We start from the raw sequence: 14,955 nt of genomic DNA, 5'->3' as shown, positions 1-14,955 counted from the left end.
TGCCCTGACCCGGCATCAGTTGATCAGATGCACCCCCGCGACGATGAATGCCCCCAGCATGACGGTTTCCATCACGATCAGGGCAATCGCCGTGCCGCCGACCTCCAGCATCTTTACAAGCGACGTCTTGATGCCCACTGCCGCAATGGCGATCAGCAAGGCCCATTTGCTGAGCGTCTCGGCCAGATGCGCAACCGACGCGGGGATCAGCCCGATCGAGTTCAGCACTGCCAGCAGCAGAAAGCCCAGCACGAAGCTTGGCAGCAAGGGCGGACGCTTGCCGTCGCTGACCTGATCTTCAAGACCTCTGGCCCGGATCGACAACGAGAAGATCAATACCACCGGCGCCAGCATCGACACGCGGATCAGCTTGACCAGGGTGGCCGTCTCTCCCACCTCGGGACCGACCGAGAAGCCGGCGCCAACCACCTGTGCCACGTCATGGATCGTCCCGCCCAGGAAGACGCCCGATTCCAGGGACGAGAACCCGAAGAACCCCGCCAGCAAGGGATAGACCACCATTGCAATCGTGGACAGCAGCGTCACCGACAGGACGGTAAAGGCAAGATTTCGTTCAGACTTGTCAGTCTTGGGAAGCACCGCAGCAATCGCCATGGCCGCCGAGGCCCCGCAGATCGCGACCGAGCCGCCGGTCAACAGCGCCAACCGCCAGCCCCGCCCGAACAGTCGCGCGGCCAGCAAGGCAAACACGATGGTAAAGACCACGCCAGCGATGACCAGTGCAATCATTGGTGCACCCAGATCGGCCAGCATCTGGGCCGAGATCCGCGCGCCCAGCAGCGCAACCCCAAGACGCAGAATCGTCTTGGCCGAATATTCGACCCCCGGCAGGGTGCGGGTGCCCTCTTCGGCCAGAAAGTTCAGTGCCAACCCCAGCAACAGCGCCATCAGCATGGCCGGAGCACCATAGTGCTCCGACAGGAACTGTGCGGTCATCGCGACCAGAACAGAAACGGCCATGCCCGGAAAATAGCGACGCAGATCACGCGCGCTTGGCAGACCCAGCCGAGCGGCAAGACCGCCGACACCGGAAACCTGTTGTTGTGCGCTCATGTCAGACCTGTGCAGCGGTAGCGGTGCCAAGGGCCTCGATCTGGCCCAGCAGCGAGTCTTCGACCTCGATCCCGTCCTGCATGGCCTGCTTCCTCAGCCAGACGCGCCGCGCTCCCGGCAACCTTGCGCCCGGTTGGGTTTCTACCGCACCGGCCAGATCCTCGAAACGGCTCAGCGCGGGCGCCGGCTCATCCCCAAAGGCAAATGCGCGCGGATCAATTGCAAGCAACAGCTGCCCGACGCCGGGCGCGGGACCTTCGCCCGTGAAGAAGGACGATGCCTCATGTCCGAAATTCGCACCGACCAGTCCGGCGGCCAGCAGTTCGACCATCAATGCCAGTGCGGTGCCCTTGGCATCGCCCATCGGGATCATGGTGCCCGCCAGCGCGGCTTTCGGGTCGGTTGTCGCGCGACCTTCGCCGTCCAGCGCCCAGCCCTCGGGAATGTCATCGCCACGCTGATCGGCGGCCATGATCTTGCCACGCGCGACCTTGGACAGGGACACATCCACCACGATGGCGGGCTGACCATCCGCGCGCGGTGCGGCGAAGGCGATCGGGTCGGTGCCGAACAATGCGCGCCGCCCACCCCATGGCGCCATGGCTGCCGGCGCATTGGCAAACATCATCGCCACCAGTCCGGCATCGGCCAGACGTTCGACCGTCACACCGGCCACGCCGCAATGATGGGAATGGGTAATTCCGGCGACGGCAATGCCCTGTTTCGGTGCATTTGCAGTCAGCCAATCCACAGCCAGATCCATCGCCGGATAGGCAAAGCCGTTTTGGGCATCGACCCTCAACACGCCGGGACGGCCCACTGTCTGGGTTGGGACGGCATGGCCGTCGACCTTGCCGCTTTGGGACTGCGCAGCATAAGAGGGCATCCGGCGCAAGCCATGCCCGGCCTGACCGACCGCTTCGGCGGCAATCAGGGCGCGGGCAACGGCTTCGGCATTGGGCTGCGAGGTATTGCAGCGCATCAGGGCCGCGACCGCCAGATCATGCGCTTGTGTCAGACTGATACGGGGCATGATCAGACCCTTTCCTTCAGATGGTCCAGAACCTTGTCGGCAATCATATTGCTGACGCGGATATTCGATTCCTCGGTGACGCCGGCGATATGCGGGGTCAGGATGATGTTGGAGATCCCTGCGAAGTTCGCGCCATGGGCGGCATCCAGAGGTTCGACCTCGAAGACATCCAGCGCCGCGCCGGCAAGGCGGCCTTCACCCAGGGCTGCAGCCAGCGCGGCCTCATCCACAACACCGCCCCGCGCCGCATTCACCAGAACCGCACCGGGCTTCATGCGCGTCAGGGCCTTGGCGTCGATAATGTGTCGTGTCTGCGGAGTCAGCGGAACATGCAGGCTCAGAGCGTCGGACTGCGCCAGCAGCTCCTCAAGCGAGACACGCCCGATTCCGCTCCACGCCGGGTCGGATTGCGGCAGATGCGGATCATGCGCGATCACCGACATGCCCATGGCCTTGACCCTTGTCGCAACCTGCCGCGCAATTGCCCCATAGCCCAGCAAGCCCATGACCCGGCCCGACATTTCCCGTCCGATCAGCTGCTGGCGCGGCCAATCGCCCGCCGCCACCGATGCCGAGGCCAGATAGGCACCACGCAACAGCATCAGCACCGAGGTGAGGACATATTCGGCGACAGCCAGATCATTGGCCCCAGTCGCTGGCCAGACCTGAATACCCCGTGCCTTGCAGGCATCCAGATCGATATTGTCCAGCCCCACGCCCAGACGCCCGACGGCCTGCAATCCCTTGCCCGCATCCAGCAGGGCCGCATCAACCCGCGTGCGGTTGCGCACCACCAGCACTTCGGCGCCGCCAAGGGCCGCAATGAGGTCTTCGCGCCGGTCCACCAGATCGGGCTGGTAGAGAGTCGGCGCAGCCCCTGACAGCCGCTCGACGGCGGTCTCGTCCATGAATTCCGAGATCACAACGCGTGACATGAGGTTCCTTTCACTTGATATCAGGGAAGAATCCCGATCGGCATCGGGATGTTGAGCACGCGCACCATCAGCAGATAGAAGGCGCTGACCATCACCAGAACGCCGGTCCCATAGGTCATCATTCGGGCAAAGCCAGGCCGCTCGAACAGGCCGGTGACGGTCAGGATCGCACAGGCGATCAAAGAGGTGGTGAACATGCCGAGATGGGGAAAGATCAGCGCCCAGCCCAACATGGTCAGCGCCAGGACCAGCCCCCGACCGGTGGCATCGTCATCACCGGCCTCCAGCCCGACGACACCGCCACCGCGCCACGAGCGGAGGATCTGCAAGGCAGACAGCAGGATCATCGCCCCGCCTACCGCCAACGGGAAAGCCGCGGCCATGGTGCTGAGCGTGCGGGCCTGCAGCAGAATCCACAGGCCCAGGAACAGAAAGACCACGGCGCCGGTCAGCCCGGGCATATCCGCGCGCGCGCCGGCTTGCGTCTGGACCGCTGTTGCCGTGACCTCGGCCATCCGCTTGCGCCGCAGCAACGGCAGGCACAGCGTCACGGCGATCAGGGCAACGATGCCCCAGCTGATCGGCCGGTTCAGCAGCAACTGCCCCATGAAGTCACCGCGAGCACCACCGATCATCCAGGCCCGCATGAAGCCCTGCTCGGCGATCTGGCCCAGAACCAGGCCCAGAACGATGGGCGAGGCGCCATAACCGCCACGCGCCGCCACCCAGCCAACAAGGCCCATCACCACCATCACCAGCACGTCATGCGGGTTGGAATGGATCGCAAAACTGCCAACGATGGTCATATAGGCAATTAGCGGCACCAGCATCGCCTTGGGCACATTGGCGATGAAACGGAACGCATAGCGCCCCACCACCAGACCGGTCGGCAACATCAGCAGCGTCGCGATCAACAGCCCCAGCATGAAGATATAGACCGTGCCATCGCCCGACTGGAACAGCGCCGGACCGGTGCGGATACCCTGCACCATCAGCGCGCCCATGATCACCGCATCGGGCGGCGTCCCGGGAATGCCCAGCACCAGCGTCGGAATGAAACCGCCGCCGACGGTGGCGTTATTGGCGCTCTCGGTAGACAAAAGCCCTGCCGGTTCGCCCTTGCCGAAATGTTCTGCCCGCGATGAGGCACGCCGGGCCTCGGCATAGGAAATCAGCGAGGCAATCGAGCCACCGGCGCCCGGCAGGATGCCGACCAACGTCCCGATCAGGGATGAGCGCAGCAGGTTCACCCAGTCCCGCAGGGCAATGCCCAAAGCCTCGAAAAGACGAAAGCCGCGCGCCGGCGCGGGTTCCAGATGCTGGCCCGGCGAAGCGACCATATTGATCAGCACGGGAATGCAATACAGCCCGATCAGCGCCGCGACGATATCGATCCCGCCCAGCATCGAGGGGAACCCCCCGGTGAAACGGACATCCCCGCCGATGACGGCAACCCCGATCATCGACAGGAACAGACCGAACATGCCTCCGATCATCCCCTTGACGACATTGCCTTGCGACAGGGTCGCGATCAAAGTCAGCCCCAGAATGGCCAGCCAGAAATACTCGGTTGACTGAAAGGCAAGCGCCAGAGTCGCCAGTTTCGGCGACAGGGTCATCAGCAGCAGGGCACCGACCAATCCGCCAACCACGCTGGCAATGGTGGCCAGTGTCACGGCCAGATCGCCATCTCCGCGCTTGGCCATGGGAAAGCCGTCAAAGGTCGTGGCAATGGCGGATGGCGTGCCCGGCGTGTTCACAAGAATTGCGGCAAAGGCCCCGCCATAGATCGCGCCGGTATAGATCGCGCCCAGCATGATCAGCCCCGAAGCCGGGTCCATCACGAAAGTAAACGGCACCAAAACGGCAATGGCCATGGTCGCGGACAGCCCCGGCAAGGCGCCGATGACCGTGCCGGCCAGAACTCCAAGGAAAGCAAGCCCGACATTCATCGGGCTGAAGGCGGTCAGAAAGATGCTGAGCGGATCGGCCATGATATTCGTCCCGGAACTGATTGGAGAGGTCGCGTGCAGATGCGGCGGACCCCGGCCCGCCGCAGACCGAATTGCGTTCAGTTATGGGAGTTCAGCTGTTCGGCCACCTTTTCATATGCGGCTTTCCGCTCCGCCATGAAGTCGTCCATCTCCTGATAAGGCACATCGATCAGCGCATATCCATCCGCTTCCATCCGCGCGCGGAATTCGGGATTCTCGTTGATCTTGCCGATCAGGTCGGACAATTGCTGCCGGATATCCTCGGGGGTCGAGGACGGCACGGCGATGCCGCGATAGGCGCCGCCGACCATGTTGATGCCCAGTTCCTTGAAAGTCGGCACATCGGGAAACAACGGGTGACGCTCTTCGGTGGCGACGGCCAGCATGCGCACCGAATCCGCCTGTCGCGCCGCAACGGTGGTATAGCCCCAAAGCACATCCACCTCTCCGCCCAGCAGGCCGGATTCGGTGGCCCCGGTTCCACTATAGGGAATATAGGTGGTCTCGACGCCGGTCTCGTTCATGAACAGCTGATTGGCGACGTGATTGGCCGAATTCGTACCCGTCCCCCCGGCAATGATCGAACCGGGGTTCTCCTTGGCGGCATCAATCACGTCCTGCACAGTTTGATAGGGGCTTTCATTGCGCACCAGCAAGGCGTCAGGCGTGAAATGGAACATGTAGACATTGGTGATGTCATCGGTCTGATAACCGGGATCCTGCAACATCGGCTGCAGAATGATATGAGGCAGATTGGTGCCCATGATGGTCATGCCATCGCCATTATAGCCGTTCAGACCTGACCAGGCCTGTGCTCCACCCGCGCCGGGCAGATATTGAACGATCAGATCCTGCCCCGTGAGCTCCTTGAAATAGGGCTGCTGATAACGCGCGGTGACATCGCTTTCGCCGCCAGCGTTGAAGGGAATGATGTAGTTGACCGGCCCGTCGGGATAGGCGAATGCCGCCGAGGCCGATACCGCCAGCGCCGCTGCGGCCGCGCCGACAAGGTGCCGAAATTTCGTTGTTCCAAACATGTCCATTCCTCCCCTTTATGATTGTGCGACCGGAGAACGGGCCCCGGTCGCGTTCTTTTCAACCGCCGGCCCCCTCCTCAAAGGTCCGGCGGCGCGGCGCGATCAGGCGCTGCGATACAGTTTGGTCATCGAGAATTCGCGATGACCCAATGCTTCGGCAGCGGTCGCGCGACCATTGGCGGTGCGGATGATCATGTCGATCAGCGCGTCGCCGGCCTGATCGATGGTCTGTTCGCGGGTCAGAACTCCGGTGACATCCACATCGATGTGTTCCGACATGGTGCGCAGGGTACGCGGGTTTCCGGAAATCTTGATGACCGGCACGATCGGGTTGCCGACGACATTGCCTTGCCCCGTCGGGAAGGTGTGGATGACATAGCCACCCGCCGCCATCAGCGTCACGCATTCCGCCGCAGCCGAAGAACTGTCCATGAAGTAGAGGCCGGGACCTTTGGACGGCGTTTCAGCCGGACCCATCGCATCGATATAGGTCGAGGTCTTGCCGATCTTTTCAAGGTTGCCCAGGGCTTTTTCCTCGATCGTCGTCAGGCCGCCAAGGATATTGCCCTTGGTCGGCTGGCTGTCGGACAGGTCGTCGGTCTTGAAGGCCTCGATCACGTCGTCCTGGTAGGCCTGCCAGATCTTCTTGAACTTGGCTGCGGCCTCGGGAGTGGCGGCGCGTTTTTCGCAGATATGCTCGGCGCCGGTGATTTCCGAGGTCTCGCCAAAACAACCATACAGACCGTGGGGCAGCAGCTTGTCATACATGTTGCCGACGGTCGGGCAGGATGACAGGCCGGTGGTCGTGTCGCTTTCACCGCATTTGGTGGACACCCAGAGATCGGAAATCGGGCAGTCTTCCTTTTGCAGCTCGGTCGCCCAATGGACATATTCCTTGGCTTGCCAGCTGGCCTGGCGGATGGTTTCGAAATCACCCTTCTGCTCGATCGAGAAGCCGGTCACGGGCTTGCCGGTCTTGGCGATGCCGTCGACGATGACCTTGGTCCATTCCGGCTCGATCCCGATGACGATCACGGCGGCGACATTGGGGTTCGCGCCGGTGCCGATGATCGTGCGGAAATGCAGGTCGAGGTCTTCGCCGAATTGCAGGCGACCATAGGCATGCGGGATGGCCAGCGTGCCCTTGACGTTGTTTGCGACCGCTTCGCAGGCTGCGTTCGAGATATCGTCAACCGGCAGGATGACGACATGGTTGCGCACGCCGACGCGACCATTTTCGCGGCGCCAGGCTTTGACGGTCGTGTTGCTGAAATCCAGAGCCATGCTTACCACCGTTTCGTTTTGCAGTTGTGGGTGTGGACGTGGTCGCCCACTTCGGCGTCGCCGACCATCTTGCCGATATCCTCGCCATATTTGATGACCGTATCGCCCGCCTTCAGCGGCTTGAGCGCGACCTTGTGTCCGATCGGAATGTCCGCCTTGGCGGTCAGACGAAAGTCAGAGTTATCAGCGGTGACAACGCACAGCATGTCGGTGCCCGCGGCGAGGTTTTCGACGACGACAACGCCGACGTTATCCTCGTGATCGTGGACCAGAAGTTGCGGAATGCTCAAAGGATCCTCCCTTTCAGTGATGGCGTGAATTCCTCGCAGCAGTGTTAACATATACACCAACTCTTATACAAGACTATTTATACATGTATTGCCAGCCCGGCTTTTGCCGTGATAGCCAAGGGAAAATTCAGGGAATGACGCCGAAAATGGGACAGCCGCTTTATCAAAAAGTCATCGACACGATCGTCGCGCGAATCGGTGCGGGCGAATTGCTGGCCGGCGGAATGCTTCCCAGCGAGACCCAGCTGGCGGCCGAAATCGGCGTATCCCAGGGCACCGCGCGCAAGGCGCTGATGATGCTGGAGCAACATGGCATCGTACGCCGCGAACAGGGCCGGGGCACCTTCGTCACCGCGCGGACGCCGGAAAGTTCGCTTTTCAACTTTTTCCGGCTGCGCGAGGATGACGGCACCATCATCCGGCCCGAATTGATCGAAGAAAAGATCATCCAGCGCCCCGCGAGTGACACGGAACGGAAAACGCTGTTCGAAAAACCGGAATCCGTCTATGAAATCAGACGCATCCGCAGCCTCAAGGGCGCTGCCAGCACCATCGAGACAGCCGTTCTGCCCGCCCCGCTCTTTGCCGGGATTGAACGGCGCGCGCCGCTGCCAAGCGCGTTGTACATCCTGTATCAGCAGAATTACGGCTGCATCGTGCTGCGCGCGGACGAAAGCATCAAGGCCATCGCGGCAGGTCCGGATGAGGCCCGCGCCCTGAAGGTGGAAGAAGGCGCCCCCCTGCTGCGGGTCGAGCGCCTTGCCTATGATATTCTGGGCCGTCCGATCGAAAGGCGCCGCAGCATCTATCGGACGGACCAGCTGAACTACAAGGTCACGCTGGACTAACCGTTCGGCAGCAGCGTGATCTTGGGCGCGGGCACCTGACCGGACGCGATGCGACCGAAGGCATCGGCCCCGGCCGACAGCGGCGCGGTTTCCGCCCAGTCCAGTGACCCAAGCCGACCTTCGAACATGGCGCTGGCCGTGTCGCGAAAATCCTGTGCCGTATAGGTATAGGTTCCGATGAAGCTCAGTTCCTGCAAGGTGGTGCGGCGGATATCCAGCCCCTCTCGGGCATCGCCCAGTCCGATATGCATGAACACCCCACCCGGCCGCAGCGCGGCGCTGCCAGCCGCGCGGGTCGCGCCAAAGCCGACCCCGTCGATCACCAGATCCACATCCCGCGGCCCGGTCCCGCTGCGTGGGTCGAATGTCGCGATATTGCCCTGTGCCGCCGCGATTTCGCGACGATCAATTGAGGTTTCGGCCAGCCAGATATCACCGGCCCCCATGGCGCGCAGAACCAGCGCGGCCCCCAGACCGATGGCACCGCCACCGATGACAAGGCAACGCGCCGATGACAAGGGCATATCCAGCGCCCTTTGGCCAAGCCGAACCGCGTGCCAGCCGCAAGCCAAGGGCTCGGCCAATGAGGCGACCGCGAAGGATACATGCTCTGGCACCACGACCAGATTGCGGGCCGGAATTGCCAGATATTGCGCAAAAGCGCCTTCGCGCGGGGGCATCGAGATGATCTGGCGCGTGGCGCAGAGATTGTCCCGCCCTGACAGGCAGGCCTTGCAGGTGCCGCATGTCACCAAGGGATTGACCGTAACACGCTGACCGGAAAGCGGGCCTTCGACAACGGTTCCCGCCGCCTCATGCCCAAGGACCAGCGGCGCAGGACGACGTTCGTCGTGCCCCGCCCAGGCATGCATGTCCGAGCCACAGATGCCGCTGGCCTCGACCCGGATCAGCGCATCCTCGGGGCCCGGTTGCGGGTCGGGCACATCAAGGAATTGCAACTCCCTGACCCCGGTATAGACAAGTGCCTTCATTTCGCCGTGAACCCCCCGTCGACATAGAGACATTGGCCGGTGACATAATCCGAGGCAGGCGAACACAGGAACAGCGCCGGACCAAGAATGTCCTGCAGGTCTCCGTTGCGCCCAATACAGGTCTGCGCGGCATTTTTCGCCGCCAACTCGGCATCGCCAAAGACCGGTCCCGTCAACTCGGTCGGGAAAAAGCCCGGCGCAAGCGCGTTTGCCATGATGCCATCGCGCGACCAGGCCTCGGCCATGGCGCGGGTCAGTTGCACGATACCGCCCTTGGACGCGCCATAGGCGATGCCGCCATGAAAAGCGCGTTGGCTTTGCAGCGAGGCAAAATTGATGATCCGCCCCCAGCCCTTTTCGCGCATGGCCGGAACCATTGCCTGCGCCAGAAAGAACGGCACGGACAGGTTCAGATCCATGGTGGTCAACCAGCCGTCCATCGTGACCTCATCGGCGGGCTGGCGGGTGTTGATCCCCGCGGCATTGACCAGGATATCCGGCGGGCCGAAGATATCGGCAACCGCGGCGGCAATGTCGGAAACCCCTTTCAGATCAGAAAGATCTGCCGAGATTGCCGCCGAACTGGTGCCATCGCACCAGTCCGCGCTGCGCCGTGCGACCGAGACGACCTTGGCGCCACCTTCGACCAGGGCCTGGGCAATGGCGCGCCCCAGCCCCGAACTGGCGCCGGTAACGCAGGCAATACGGCCCTTGACACTGAAGTCAGGCGTCATGCCGAAACCTCTTGCGGGGCCAGATCAAAACTTTCCTCGGGGAAATACTTGGCCAGCCGGATATCGGCGGTGCGGGCATGACCCTCCATTCCTTCCAGACGCGAGATGCGGGCCGTGGCTTCGGCGATGGGTTTTGCCCCTTCGCGGGTGGCACGCTGCCATGTCACCAGTTTCATGTATTTGTGCACCGACAGCCCGCCCGTATAACGTGCCGCGCCCGAGGTCGGCAGAACGTGGTTGGTGCCCGAAGCCTTGTCCCCAAAGGCAACGGTGGTCTCTTCGCCCAGGAACAGGCTGCCATAGCAGGACAGACGGTTCAGCCACCAATCCAGATCCTGCGCCTGAACGGTCAGATGCTCGGGCGCATAGCTGTCCGATGTCGCGGCCATTTCCTCGCGCGTGTCGCACAGGATGACCTCGGCATAATCGCGCCATGCATCGGCAGCGTTCTTGGCATTCAGTTCCGGCAGCGCGGCGATCAGCTCGGGCACGCGTGCCATGACCTTTTCTGCCAGCGCACGGTCATCGGTGACCAGCCAGACGGGCGAATTGTAGCCATGCTCGGCCTGACCAACCAGATCCGCGGCGACAATCTCGGGGTCGGCCGTTGAATCGGCCAGGATCAGGCTGTCGGTCGGGCCCGCGAACATGTCGATCCCGACGCGACCGAACAGCATGCGCTTGGCTTCGGCCACAAACTGGTTGCCCGGCCCGACCAGGATATCGGCCTTCGGCTGACCGAACAGCCCAAAGGCCATCGCGGCGATCCCCTGAACCCCGCCAAGGGCCAGAATCTGGTCAGCGCCGCAAAGATCGGCCGTATAGACGATGGCCGGGTTCAGACCCGCGCCCGGACGCGGGGGCGAGCAGACCGAGATATTGCCACATCCGGCGACCTTGGCCGTCGTCACCGTCATCAATGCCGAGGCAACGTGACTGTAGCGTCCACCGGGTGCATAGCAGCCCGCCGCATTGCAGGGAATTGCCTTCTGGCCCAGGATCAGCCCGGGCTGAATCTCGGTCTGGAAATCGCGGATGGTTTCCTTCTGTGCTTCGGCAAACCGGCGCACATTGTCATGGGCAAATCGAATATCATCCTTGAGCTGCTGACTCAGCTTGGCCGAAGCTGCGTCGATCTCATCACGGGTCAGAACGATATTGCCGTCATAGCGGTCGAACCTGGCGGCATATTTGCGCGCAGCCGCTTCGCCGCCGTTTTCAATGTCGGTCAGAATGTTCTGCACGATATCGCGGGTTTCGCCTGCATCCGATGTCGAGACGCGGTCGGCCTTTTTCAGATATGTTACGGACATGATTACCCTCTCACTTCAGGTTTGCGGGAAGCATCAGCGTCGAAACTGCGGGCAAGAAGGCAATCAGCAGCACGACCATCAGCATGAACAGGACAAAGGGAACGGCACGAGACGAGATCCGCAGGATGGATTCACCTGTCAGGCCGCTGACGACAAACAGGTTCAGCCCCAGTGGCGGGGTGATGAACCCCACCCCCAGCGCGGTGATCATCATCACGCAGAACTGGATTTCATTCATGCCGATATCATCGGCCAGGGGCTTCAGCAGCGGCGCGAGGATGACGATATTCGGGGTGGTTTCCATCACGCAGCCCGCCAGGATCAGGATGACGATCATGGTCAGGATCAGGATCCATGGCTCGCTGCTGAGCGAGGTCATCGTGTAGACGAAGCCTTGCGGCACACCCATGGCCGACAGCGCTTGCGACAGCGGCAGCGACATGGCGACAATCGGAACGATGACACCGTTCACCTTGGCCGAGCTGACCATCATCGACGGAAAGTCCGACAGGCGCAGCGTGCCCAGAATGAAGCCCATGATGATCGTGATGGTGACGGCGGTCGCACCGGCCTCGGTCGGGGTCAGCCTGCCACTGAAAATGCCCCAGAAGATCACGCCTGGCACGATAAAGGCATACCAGCCCCGCGCCAGTGTCGCGCCCAGATTGGCCAGCCATTCACCAAGGCTCAGCGCATTGCCGCTTTCATAGGCGTGGCGGCGGTTGATGATGGTATTCGTCAGAAGGATCGAGGTGAGGATGATGACACCGGGAATCAGCGCCGCCTGGAACAGGGTCGAGGCGGAAATGCCCAGAACCAGTCCGATAACGATATAAGCAATCGACGGCGGTATCAGGATACCGGTGCAGGCGCCTGCCGCCACAAGCGCACAGGCATAGGGCCGGGGATATCCGCTTTCGACCAGACGGTCGATCGTCATGCGCCCGACAGCCGCTGCGCCCGCCGCATCCGATCCCGAGATCGCCGAGAACATCCCGCAGACCAGCACCGTGGCCGAACCGAAACCGCCGCGCGTCCAATTGGTCAGCGCCTCGGCCACATCAAGGAACTTGCGGCTGAGGCCTGTTCTGACCAGCACGTCGCCCGTCAGGATGAACAGCGGAATGGCGGTCAGGGCAAAATGGTCGATCCCCGAAAACAACCCCTCGCCCACCAGCGACAGCGGCAGGACATTCGAGGTGACCAGCAGCAGAACCGAAGCCGAGCCGATTGCGACCCAGACCGGAACGGCCAATGCGACCATGATCAGAAATACGGCGACGGGAAGATAAAAGGTCCAGTCCAGCGCAACCGCACCCTGTTCCATTTGTTGCCAAAGCATCTTGGGACCTCACTCGAACAGGCGTTCACCCTCATAGACCGGACGGCCTGCGCGCAGATCGCGCAGATCACGGCTGAGGGATTGCAGAAGACGGAAAATCATCAGCGAAAAGCCGATTGGCACGGCCATCAGGAACCACACCATCGAAACCCGCAGCCCATGGCTGACCGATCCGAATTTCCAGGAAATCTGAACTGTCTCCAACGCCAGCCACAGCGCAAGAAGTGCAAGCGCAAGGGTGACCAGATCTCCGAAGATATAGATCAGCGCCTTACCGCGCGGCGAAAGATAGTTCAGGATCACATCGATGCGGATATGGGCGCGTTCGCGAATAGCGGCGGCGGCTCCGATCCAGCACAGATAGATAAAACAATAACGGACGATCTCTTCACCCCAGATAGAGGAATAGGCAAAGACTTCCCGGCGGATCACCTCGATGGTCATGGTCACCACCAGCATCAGGTAAAAGGCCAGCAGCGCCCATCGCTCGATATTCTTGTTGAGAAGTTGAAACATGGATGTCCTCCGTCCGTCCGCAGACGACCGTTTTGCGAGGTTTCATTTGCTGTCGGGGAAGCGGGCCGCGCCAGCAGCGCGGCCGCAGCAGATCAGGTATCGTGAACGTAGGCGCGCCCGTCCGTGGCGGCGGCTTCGGCGAATTTCTCGAACTCGGCCATCGAACCGGCCAGTTCAACCTTCACGTCATCCCATTCGGCGCGCTGATAGCCGCCCCGTTCTTTCCATTGGGCCATCTGATCTTCGGACAGGGAATGGAACTGGACGCCACTTTTGCGCAACTCGGCCATGGCATAATTTCGCGCCGCCGGAACCTTTGCCAGATTCTGATCTGCCGTGATATCCGAGGCGAAATCCACGGCCTCGCGCAGATCGTCGGGCAGGCTCTGATACCATTCCAGATTGCAGGAATAGACCTGCGCATCCGGCAGCGCCTGGGTGAATGTCACATGGCTCAGCATATCCTTGAAGCCAAAGACAAAAAGCGCGCCGGGTGATGGGTCCAGCGCATCGGCAACGCCTTGCTGGATGGCCGAAGGCGTCTCACCCCATGCAATCGGCGTCGGATTGGCCCCGACCATGCGATAGTAGGTTTGCATGATCTCCGATCCGGGAACCCGGAACTTGATGCCGCTCATATCATCCGGCGTCAGAACCGGCTGTTCCATGCTTTTGCGCAGCGCTACACCGCGCGGGTCGATGGTTGCATAGAACAATGGCTTGAAGCCGCGTGCCTCGACCTTTGGATGAACCGCCTGTTTCCACAGGTCCGAACGCACCAGATTGACGAAGCGCTGATTGGTCCCGCAAAGATATGGCAGGTTGATCAGATCCACGACGGATGCATAGGGCGCGAAATTCGCGATGGAGTGCTGTGCGACCTGAATGGTGCCGGACTGGACCTTTTGCACCAGTTCATTGCCGCTGCCCAGTTGTCCGGCGGGCGCAAGTTTTACATAGATTCGGCCATCCGTGGCATTCTGGATATTTTCCTTCATGTCCAGTTGCATGATCGGATAGCTGCGATCCGCGCTCATGATATATGCGGTCGCAAGGGTCATGACATGATCGGCCGCGCGTTCTCTTTCGCGCTCTTCATTGGCCATCTGTGCCGTGGCTTCGCTGGACCACAGCACGCCTGCGGCTGATGCCATGACGGCCGCGGTAAAGCTGCCGGCGCTGGCCAGTTTCAAAAAGCTGCGTCGTGATGCTGCCTGTTTCCAGGTCTGTTCGTTTTCCTCAAGCATGGTTCCGCCTCCTCCCGTTGGAACTTGGTTCTGTCAGTTCTGCTGCGCCTCTCGGATCAAGGTGCCGATCCCGAATGCCGTGGCTGCAGCGAACAGAATGAGCATCTCTCCCGCAGGGTCCAATATCGGCGCTGCGTTTCTGCCCAGTATGAGATTGACCACGAATACCAGCATCAACAGTCCCGATGCTGTAAATGCCAATGCTCCGGACTTGATCATCGCCACCCCTCCCCTTGTGAGCGAATCGTCTCGGTTCATAAAATGTAAGCGCTTACATATTGTCATGCAAGCGCTTACATTCAAAGAATGAGGAAAC

15 protein-coding genes are annotated in these 14,955 nt (G+C 61.5%); 1 reads left to right on the top strand and 14 read right to left on the bottom strand.

Features of this window, described 5'->3' with window-relative positions; translation table 11 throughout:
• Positions 1 to 15 precede the first annotated feature (15 nt).
• From JHW44_RS18630 to JHW44_RS18600, 7 genes are all read right to left on the bottom strand, one after another.
• The gene (locus tag JHW44_RS18630; RefSeq protein ID WP_089344013.1) at positions 16 to 1,074 is read right to left on the bottom strand and encodes a YeiH family protein; all 1,059 of its coding nucleotides are present in this window, start codon (positions 1,072 to 1,074) and stop codon (positions 16 to 18) included.
• A 1-nt stretch (position 1,075) separates the two neighbouring features.
• Positions 1,076 to 2,107 (bottom strand): Ldh family oxidoreductase, encoded by a 1,032-nt coding sequence (locus tag JHW44_RS18625; RefSeq protein ID WP_089344012.1) that lies wholly within the window; start codon positions 2,105 to 2,107, stop codon positions 1,076 to 1,078.
• A 2-nt stretch (positions 2,108 to 2,109) separates the two neighbouring features.
• Positions 2,110 to 3,042 (bottom strand): hydroxyacid dehydrogenase, encoded by a 933-nt coding sequence (locus JHW44_RS18620; protein ID WP_089344011.1) that lies wholly within the window; start codon positions 3,040 to 3,042, stop codon positions 2,110 to 2,112.
• A 20-nt stretch (positions 3,043 to 3,062) separates the two neighbouring features.
• Positions 3,063 to 5,036, bottom strand: coding sequence for a tripartite tricarboxylate transporter permease (locus JHW44_RS18615; protein WP_089344010.1), 1,974 nt, complete (start codon positions 5,034 to 5,036; stop codon positions 3,063 to 3,065).
• Between the two features lie 77 nt (positions 5,037 to 5,113).
• The gene (locus JHW44_RS18610) at positions 5,114 to 6,073 is read right to left on the bottom strand and encodes a tripartite tricarboxylate transporter substrate binding protein (protein WP_218822554.1); all 960 of its coding nucleotides are present in this window, start codon (positions 6,071 to 6,073) and stop codon (positions 5,114 to 5,116) included.
• A gap of 102 nt (positions 6,074 to 6,175) precedes the next feature.
• The gene (locus JHW44_RS18605) at positions 6,176 to 7,357 is read right to left on the bottom strand and encodes a UxaA family hydrolase (protein ID WP_089344008.1); all 1,182 of its coding nucleotides are present in this window, start codon (positions 7,355 to 7,357) and stop codon (positions 6,176 to 6,178) included.
• 2 nt (positions 7,358 to 7,359) lie between these two features.
• Entirely contained in the window at positions 7,360 to 7,647 is a 288-nt protein-coding gene (locus tag JHW44_RS18600; RefSeq protein WP_179217700.1) for a UxaA family hydrolase, read from the bottom strand.
• A gap of 146 nt (positions 7,648 to 7,793) precedes the next feature.
• Here JHW44_RS18600 and JHW44_RS18595 point away from each other — a divergent pair, with 146 nt between their 5' ends.
• A complete protein-coding gene (locus tag JHW44_RS18595) occupies positions 7,794 to 8,495 on the top strand; it encodes a GntR family transcriptional regulator (protein ID WP_089344006.1) in 702 nt (233 codons plus the stop codon).
• On the opposite strand, the gene JHW44_RS18590 is transcribed toward JHW44_RS18595, so the two are convergent.
• The 7 genes from JHW44_RS18590 to JHW44_RS18560 form a co-directional block, all read right to left on the bottom strand.
• A complete protein-coding gene (locus tag JHW44_RS18590) occupies positions 8,492 to 9,487 on the bottom strand; it encodes an alcohol dehydrogenase catalytic domain-containing protein (RefSeq protein ID WP_089344005.1) in 996 nt (331 codons plus the stop codon). The two genes, JHW44_RS18595 and JHW44_RS18590, sit on opposite strands and share 4 nt — an antisense overlap.
• On the bottom strand, positions 9,484 to 10,221 hold the full coding sequence (locus JHW44_RS18585) for an SDR family NAD(P)-dependent oxidoreductase (protein ID WP_089344004.1): 738 nt from the start codon (positions 10,219 to 10,221) through the stop codon (positions 9,484 to 9,486). The genes JHW44_RS18590 and JHW44_RS18585 overlap by 4 nt, the downstream gene beginning before the upstream one ends.
• On the bottom strand, positions 10,218 to 11,534 hold the full coding sequence (hisD, locus tag JHW44_RS18580; RefSeq protein ID WP_089344003.1) for a histidinol dehydrogenase: 1,317 nt from the start codon (positions 11,532 to 11,534) through the stop codon (positions 10,218 to 10,220). Before hisD ends, JHW44_RS18585 begins: the two co-directional genes overlap by 4 nt.
• 10 nt (positions 11,535 to 11,544) lie before the next feature.
• Positions 11,545 to 12,876 carry a TRAP transporter large permease gene (locus JHW44_RS18575; RefSeq protein WP_089344002.1) on the bottom strand — a complete coding sequence of 444 codons (1,332 nt, stop codon included), beginning with the start codon at positions 12,874 to 12,876 and terminating at the stop codon, positions 11,545 to 11,547.
• A gap of 9 nt (positions 12,877 to 12,885) precedes the next feature.
• Entirely contained in the window at positions 12,886 to 13,392 is a 507-nt protein-coding gene (locus JHW44_RS18570) for a TRAP transporter small permease (RefSeq protein WP_089344001.1), read from the bottom strand.
• Between the two features lie 92 nt (positions 13,393 to 13,484).
• The gene (locus JHW44_RS18565; RefSeq protein ID WP_089344000.1) at positions 13,485 to 14,639 is read right to left on the bottom strand and encodes a TRAP transporter substrate-binding protein; all 1,155 of its coding nucleotides are present in this window, start codon (positions 14,637 to 14,639) and stop codon (positions 13,485 to 13,487) included.
• Between the two features lie 33 nt (positions 14,640 to 14,672).
• Positions 14,673 to 14,864 (bottom strand): hypothetical protein, encoded by a 192-nt coding sequence (locus JHW44_RS18560; RefSeq protein WP_143811446.1) that lies wholly within the window; start codon positions 14,862 to 14,864, stop codon positions 14,673 to 14,675.
• Positions 14,865 to 14,955: the final 91 nt, after the last annotated feature.

The sequence above is a fragment of the Paracoccus seriniphilus genome, from assembly GCF_028553745.1.
Taxonomy (GTDB): domain Bacteria; phylum Pseudomonadota; class Alphaproteobacteria; order Rhodobacterales; family Rhodobacteraceae; genus Paracoccus; species Paracoccus seriniphilus.
Note: the sequence above shows the minus strand (reverse complement) of the source record. Positions and strands in the feature narration are given on the sequence as shown.